Below are 7,016 nucleotides of genomic sequence, written 5' to 3'. Positions count from 1 at the left end.
GCTTCGTTTTATGCTTATCGTCATTCAAGGTACGCGAATGCGTGCCAGACGTCCTGCTCAACGCCTGTGTCGGGTTGTCGCAGTACATTTGGTGGTTGTCAGCTTCCAACTATCACCAGCCGCACCATGAATGCGGTATAGCCGACGAACATAGCCATCAGCACGGCACCCTCGACTCGGTTGATACGCCCGGGGCGCCCCCGCCAACCGATGGCGAACACGGTCATCAGCAACGTCATGACAGCCATCAGGCTCCAGTCGCGAAGGAGCACTTCAGCCCCCACCTCGATGGGATGAATCACCGCGGCAAGGCCTACCACGCCCAGCGTGTTGAAGAGATTCGAGCCCACCACGTTGCCGACCACCAGGTCATGCTCACCTTTGCGCAGCGCACTGATCGATGAGGCCAGCTCCGGTAATGACGTGCCAACGGCCACGATGGTCAGCCCGATGATCAGATCGCTGACGCCAAAACCGATGGCGATCTCCACCGCTCCCCAGACCAGCACTCGCGAGCTCAGCAGCAACAGCGCCAGACCCACCAGTGTCCAGACCAACCCGGTGCGCAGCGACATCGGGTGCGCCAGCAGGCTCTCCTCGGTGTCCGACGCCAGCGCATCGGCGCTCGAACGGCGCGCCTGCCAGATGCTGTAGCCGATCATGGCCGCCAGCAGCAGCAACAGCAGGCTGCCTTCGATGCGGCCAATCACCCCGCCCCACATCAGCAGCGCCGAGAACAGCGTGACCGCAACCAGTAGCGGCAGCTCGCGTTTGATCACACTGGAATGCACCGCCAGCGGAGAAATCAGTGCCACGAGCCCCAGAATCAGGCCGATATTGGCGATATTGGAACCGTAAGCGTTGCCCAGCGCCAGGCCGGGGTTGCCCTGGCTGGCGGCCAGGACAGACACCATGAGTTCAGGGGCTGAAGTGCCGAAGCCGATCACCAGCATACCTACCAGCAGCGGCGACACCCCCAAGCGATGGGATGTCGAAGCCGCACCGTCAACGAAGCGCTCGGCGCTCCACACCAGCAGCACCAGACCTGCCGCCACGGCCAACAAGGGAAGCAACAAATTCGTCTCCTCGGGAACATTCAATGCCGAATGTTTGTATATGGTACGCGTGACGTCAACGTGTCACACTTCGGTATGCCCTTTCTCAGCCGGTGAAGACCGGTGGGCGCTCCTCGCCTCTCAGCCGTCGAGTCGTGTCATCCGTGCTCAACCATCCGCTTCGCTTCCTGCCGGCCCCCGGCGAACCTCAGGTCGACCAGCGGCCACCGGAAATTCGGTCGCGCCGGCGCCTGCGTGCCTGTCATGAATGCGACTGGCTGGTGGCGCTGCCGCCGCTGAAGCCGGGCCAGAAGGCGGACTGTCCGCGCTGCGGCCATATCCTGGTGACGCGTCATCATCGCCCTGCCCAGCGCAGTATGGCTCTTGCTCTGGCGGCCATGGTGGCGCTGCTGCTGGCGATCTCGTTCCCCTTCGTCAGCTTCAGCGTCGGCGGCTTCGGCAATCGTATCGAACTGACCCAGACAGCCACCACGCTTATCGGCTTTGACCAACCGCTGGTGGCCATTGCCGTGATTCTCACCATTGCGGTTCTCCCGGGGGTGTACCTGCTCGGGGTGATCTGGCTGCAATTGGGCCTGCTGCAGGGGCGACCGCTACCTGCCAGTCGTACCATTGCACGCTCTCTCGCCCACCTGAACCCCTGGATGATGGCCGACGTCTTCATCATTGGTGCGCTCGTCAGCCTGATCAAGGTGGCGGGTCTGGCCCAGATCGAACTGGGGATCTCGTTCTGGGCCTTCTGTGCCTTCGCCTTGCTGCTGCTGTTCACTACCCAATCCATCGACTCGGACTGGATGTGGTTCTCGCTGGCCGGCGAGCCGCAGGCGCCGGAAGGGGCACGGACCGGCTCCACCGCTGCCCGTCAGGGGCTGGCCGGCTGCCCTACCTGCGGGCTGGTCAATCGACTGCAACCCGACGGGCACGGCCACTGCCGACGCTGCGGCGAGAAGCTACACTCACGCCTGCCTTACAGCTTGCAGCGCACCTGGGCATTGCTTGCGGCGGCCGCCGTGATGTACATACCGGCCAACGTCTATCCCATCATGACCACGACCAGCCTGGGCCATACCGCCCCCTCCACCATCGTCGGCGGCGTGGTGGAGTTGATCCAGATGGGCTCCTGGCCGGTCGCCATCGTCATCTTCGTGGCCAGCGTGATCGTGCCGGTGGGAAAGCTGGTGGCACTCGCCTGGCTCTGCCTGGTGGTCAAACGCAGCGATGAACTCAACGCTGGGAGCCGCACGCGGCTCTATCGCCTCACGGAATTCATCGGACGCTGGTCGATGGTCGACGTCTTCGTGGTCGCCATCCTGGTGGCGCTGATTCGTGCCGGTTCGCTGATGTCGATCACCCCGGGGCCCGCCGCTCTGGCATTCGGCTCGGTGGTGGTCTTGACCATGTTGGCGGCGATGACCTTCGACCCCCGGCTTATCTGGGACACGCCGCTGCCGCGTGACGCCCACAAAACGCAAGGAACCCCTGGATGAGTGACACCCCTCGCGAGAACGAGGTCTCCGACGACATGCATCGGGCCAGAGCCACGCCGCAGCGGCGTCTCTCGCCCATCTGGATCGTGCCCATCGTGGCCATGCTCATCGGCCTGTGGCTGGTATATGACAACTACCGCAGCCGCGGCCCGCTGATCACCTTGACCATGAGCAACGCCGAAGGCATCGAAGCCGGCAGCACCCTGATCAAGACGCGCAATGTCGAGGTGGGACGCGTTGCCCAGGTGCAGCTCTCCGAGGATATGTCGCATACCGTGATCACGGCGCGCATGGCTCCCGACACCGAAGCCATGCTCAACGAGGGCAGCCGCTTCTGGGTGGTCAAGCCGCGTATCGGTCGCGAGGGTATCAGCGGGCTGGGTACCGTCCTTTCCGGGGCCTACATCCAGCTTCAACCGGGAAGCGGCGACCCCGGCGTACGCGAGTTCCAGGTCAGCGACCTGCCACCCGTGGCTTCTGCCGACACCCCCGGACTGCGAATCAACCTGATCAGCCAGCTGGGCAACTCCATGCGGCCCGGCGACCCCGTGACTTACCAAGGCTACACCGTGGGTCGTGTCGAAGAGGTCATTTTCGATGCCGACGCCAGGCGTATGAACCAGCGTATCTTCATCGAGAGCCCCTACGACCGTCTGGTCACCGACAGTACGCGCTTCTGGTCGGCCAGCGGTATCGATCTGCGCCTCGATGCCGACGGCATTCGCGTCAACGTGGAGTCCCTGGAAGCCCTGCTGGGTGGCGGCGTGACCTTCGGCGTGCCCGAAGACCTGCCCCGAGGCAGGCAGGTTCAGAGCGATGCCACCTTCAACCTCTACCCCGACGAGGAGTCTGCCAGACAGGGGACCTTCAACCGCTACCTGGAGTACGTGCTGCTGGTGGAAGACAGCGTGCGTGGCCTGTCTCGCGGCGCTCCGGTGGAGTTTCGGGGCGTACGTATCGGCACCGTAGCCGCCGTGCCCTGGCAGTTCACCGCCGCCCAGACCCAAGCCCGCGCCGGCTTTGCCATTCCGGTTCTGATCCGTATCGAACCGCAGCGTCTCGGCATCGAGAACCAGCAGCTCGACCTCGAAGAGTGGGACGAACGTTTTCAGCGTCTGTTCGGTCAGGGCCTGCGTGCGGCATTGAAATCGGGCAATCTGCTCACCGGCGCGATGTTCGTCGACATCAACTTCTACCGTGACGAAGCGGAAAACTACCTGGCGGAGACCTTCAGCGAACGCACCGTCTTCCCCACCACCTCGGCCGGCTTTGCCCAGATCGAGGCCCAGGTCACGGCTCTGCTGGAGAAGCTCAACGACCTGGAGATCGAACCGCTGCTCGCCGGGCTCGACCGAAACCTGACCCGCTCGGAGGAGATGCTCGAGGAAGTGCGCGAGCTGAGCGCTTCTCTCAGAAGCGTGCTCGACGACCCGGGCACCCGCAACCTGCCGGCCAACCTCAACGCCTCGCTGGAAGCGTTGCGTGAGACACTGGCGGGGCTGTCGCCGGACTCCAGCGCCTATCGCGAACTCACGGCCACTGCCGAGCGACTCGAGCGTCTCATGCGCGACCTGCAACCGGTCACTCGCACGCTCAATGAAAATCCTCGCGCGCTGCTGTTCGACAGCCTGGACGCCGAGGACCCGGTTCCACGAGCACGCCGTGGCAACTGAACGCCCGCGGGTAACGACACGCTATGCTGATGACATCAAGACGAATAGGGAGAGCTGCATGAAGTGGATGTCCTGGCTTGCACTGCTGTCGAGCATGCTGATGCTCGTCGGCTGCGCCTCACCCAGCGCCCCGGCCAATCGTTACATGCTGCCCGACAGCGCCACGGCGCCGGAGGGCGGTAGCGGCAGCGCGGGCCACCTGCTGATCGTGCAGTCCCCCCGGCTGGCGCACTATCTGGATGTCGACGGCATCGTGCTGCAGCTGGACGACATCTCACTCAACGCCGCTCGCCAGCACCTCTGGGCCGAACCGCTGGGGCGCCAGTTGGAGCGCGGCCTTCGCGCGCGCTTGGCCGAACACCTTCCGGATACCCGTGTCATGCGCGAGGAGGCCAGTCTCGGGCGCAGTGAAGCCTTGCGTCTGCGCCTCGAAGTGGAACGCTTCCAGGGCCGCTACGACGGTCTGGCCGTTACCAGCGGGCAGTGGCAGTTGTTGGCAGCGGACGGCCGCCTGCTGGCCATGGAGCGCTTCCACGTCGAGACGGAGCTCGCCGACGACGGCTACCCCGCCCTGGTCCGCGCCTTGGGCAACGGCTGGGATCAGGTCGCCAGCGAAATTGCCGCCGGCATCAGACTGCACCGCTGAGACGGGCTCACCGCGTCTTCATCGACTAATCTCAAGAGAGCCGGGCACTTGCTCAGGATCGAATCTGCCCAAGAACACACAAGGAAGCCTCATGTCGGCCAGCCCACAAGCCTCTTCATCCGCCCAGCCCCCCACGGAACAGGATAACGCTGAGGCATTGCGCCATCTCGTTCAGGAACTCGAGCACGAGTTGCTCGCCGCACTGGATGCGCCTGATGCCCAATCCGCCGTCGACCGCCTGCAGGCGATCGGCCACTCTCTCGGCGCACTCGATGAGGCGCTCAAGCTCGTCGACACCGAGGCGGCCAGAACGCTGGTGGAGCGGCTGCGCCTAGGCCTGGATCGACTGGCCTGCGATCTCCATCAGCGGGGCGGCTGGGAACATCTCGATGCAGCGCAACGCAACGCCCTGCTCTCCCGCCACGCGGCCGGCCTCACCCGCATCGACGGGGTCGGCAAAGCGAGCGCCGAGCGGCTCTTCCTGCACGGCATCAGCGACCCCGAACGCTTTCAGCGCCTGGCGCCCGAGGCGCTGGACGACGTCGAAGGCCTGAACGGCGCCGTACTCGCCCGACTCAAGAAAGCGCTGACCGAAGCGCGAGAAACATAAGGAATGCTGCACCCCGGGGAATAAGCTGGCATAATACGGGCACGCGGCGACTCGTAGTCCCTCCTGCCGCGCCCCTGAACCGAATTTCTCACGTCTTGGCCCGGGACTGGTCATGTGCTCAGCACGTGGCGCGGCACAGGCGTATCTGCGGAGACCGCATGACCCTCTTTTCCGAACTCGGCTTGCGTGCCGAACTGCTGCGTGCCGTCGAGGCGCAGGGCTATACCACCCCGACTCCGATTCAACTGCAGGCCATACCTGCCGTGCTCAAAGGCGGCGACCTGCTGGCCAGTGCCCAGACCGGTACCGGCAAGACCGCTGGCTTCACCCTGCCGATGCTGCAGCGCCTGGCCGACGGCCCGCGCCCCGGCAATCGTCAGGTGCGTGCGCTGGTCCTGACCCCGACCCGGGAACTGGCCGCCCAGGTAGGTGAAAGCGTGGCCGACTACGGTCGCCACCTGACGCTCAAGAGCTATGTCATCTTCGGCGGCGTCGGCCAGCAGCCTCAGGTGGATGCCATTCGCCCCGGCCTCGATGTGCTCGTCGCCACCCCCGGGCGCCTGCTCGATCTGCAGCAGCAGAAGCACGTGGACCTCTCCAAGGTGGAGATACTGGTTCTCGATGAAGCCGACCGCATGCTCGACATGGGCTTCATCCACGACATCAAGAAGGTGCTGCGGGCACTGCCCGAGAAACGCCAGAACCTGCTGTTTTCGGCTACGTTCTCGGACGAGATCCAGGCGCTGGCAGCCAAGCTGCTCGACAACCCCGAGAAGATCGAGGTGGCTCGGCGCAACACCACTGCCGAAACCGTCGATCAGGCCATCTATCGCGTCGACCGCGAGAAGAAGCGTGAGCTGCTGGCCCACCTGATCAGCCAGCACGGCTGGCACCAGGTGCTGGTCTTCACCCGTACCAAACACGGTGCCAACCGCCTGGCCGAACAGCTCTCGAAGCAGGACATCCCTGCCATGGCCATTCATGGCAACAAGAGCCAATCGGCACGTACGCGGGCGCTCTCCTCCTTCAAGAATGGTGAGCTGCAGGTTCTGGTTGCCACCGACATCGCCGCTCGCGGCCTGGATATCAGCGAATTGCCCCACGTGGTCAACTTCGAGCTGCCCAATGTCGCCGAAGACTATGTGCACCGCATTGGCCGCACCGGTCGTGCGGGCAGCGACGGGCAGGCCGTTTCACTGGTCTGTGTCGACGAGCACGGTCTGCTGAAAGGCATAGAGCGACTGATCAAACGCGATCTTGAGAAGCGCATCGAGCCCGGCTTCGAGCCCGACCCCAACGCCAAGCCGGAGCCGATCGAGAACGGTCGCGGCAAGCGCAGCGGACGCTCTGGCCAGGCTCGCCAAGGAGGCGACCGTAGCCAGGCGGGCCAGCGCAGCAATGGCAACGCTGCCAACGGCGATGCCCAGGCGCCGCGGCGCCGCAGTCGCGGCCAGCGCACACGACGCGCCTGACACCGGGCCCGCCCCCGGGCTTGGTAGTCGAGAGTGGTTTGTGGGATTGTAT

6 protein-coding genes are annotated in these 7,016 nt (G+C 64.6%); 5 read left to right on the top strand and 1 reads right to left on the bottom strand.

Annotated elements, in window-relative coordinates; all coding sequences use genetic code 11:
• Nucleotides 1-98: 98 nt before the first annotated feature.
• Nucleotides 99-1,076, bottom strand: a complete 978-nt coding sequence (locus tag AC2VNO_RS02190) for a calcium/sodium antiporter (protein ID WP_486932597.1) — start codon at nt 1,074-1,076, stop codon at nt 99-101.
• A 143-nt stretch (nt 1,077-1,219) separates the two neighbouring features.
• Between AC2VNO_RS02190 and AC2VNO_RS02185 the strand changes: the two genes are divergently transcribed.
• The 5 genes from AC2VNO_RS02185 (at nt 1,220) to AC2VNO_RS02165 (ending at nt 6,964) form a co-directional block, all read left to right on the top strand.
• Nucleotides 1,220-2,563 (top strand): PqiA/YebS family transporter subunit, encoded by a 1,344-nt coding sequence (locus AC2VNO_RS02185; RefSeq protein WP_486932596.1) that lies wholly within the window; start codon nt 1,220-1,222, stop codon nt 2,561-2,563.
• Entirely contained in the window at nt 2,560-4,236 is a 1,677-nt protein-coding gene (gene pqiB, locus AC2VNO_RS02180) for an intermembrane transport protein PqiB (RefSeq protein ID WP_486932595.1), read from the top strand. The genes AC2VNO_RS02185 and pqiB overlap by 4 nt, the downstream gene beginning before the upstream one ends.
• A gap of 58 nt (nt 4,237-4,294) precedes the next feature.
• Entirely contained in the window at nt 4,295-4,882 is a 588-nt protein-coding gene (locus AC2VNO_RS02175) for a PqiC family protein (RefSeq protein ID WP_486932594.1), read from the top strand.
• Between the two features lie 91 nt (nt 4,883-4,973).
• Nucleotides 4,974-5,492, top strand: a complete 519-nt coding sequence (locus AC2VNO_RS02170; RefSeq protein WP_486932593.1) for a helix-hairpin-helix domain-containing protein — start codon at nt 4,974-4,976, stop codon at nt 5,490-5,492.
• 158 nt (nt 5,493-5,650) lie between these two features.
• Nucleotides 5,651-6,964, top strand: coding sequence for a DEAD/DEAH box helicase (locus AC2VNO_RS02165; RefSeq protein WP_486932592.1), 1,314 nt, complete (start codon nt 5,651-5,653; stop codon nt 6,962-6,964).
• Nucleotides 6,965-7,016 lie beyond the last annotated feature (52 nt).

The sequence above is a fragment of the Halomonas sp. TH-94 genome (assembly GCF_057473365.1).
The sequence above is the reverse complement of the archived record's forward strand: the minus strand, read 5'-3'. Positions and strand labels throughout refer to the sequence as shown.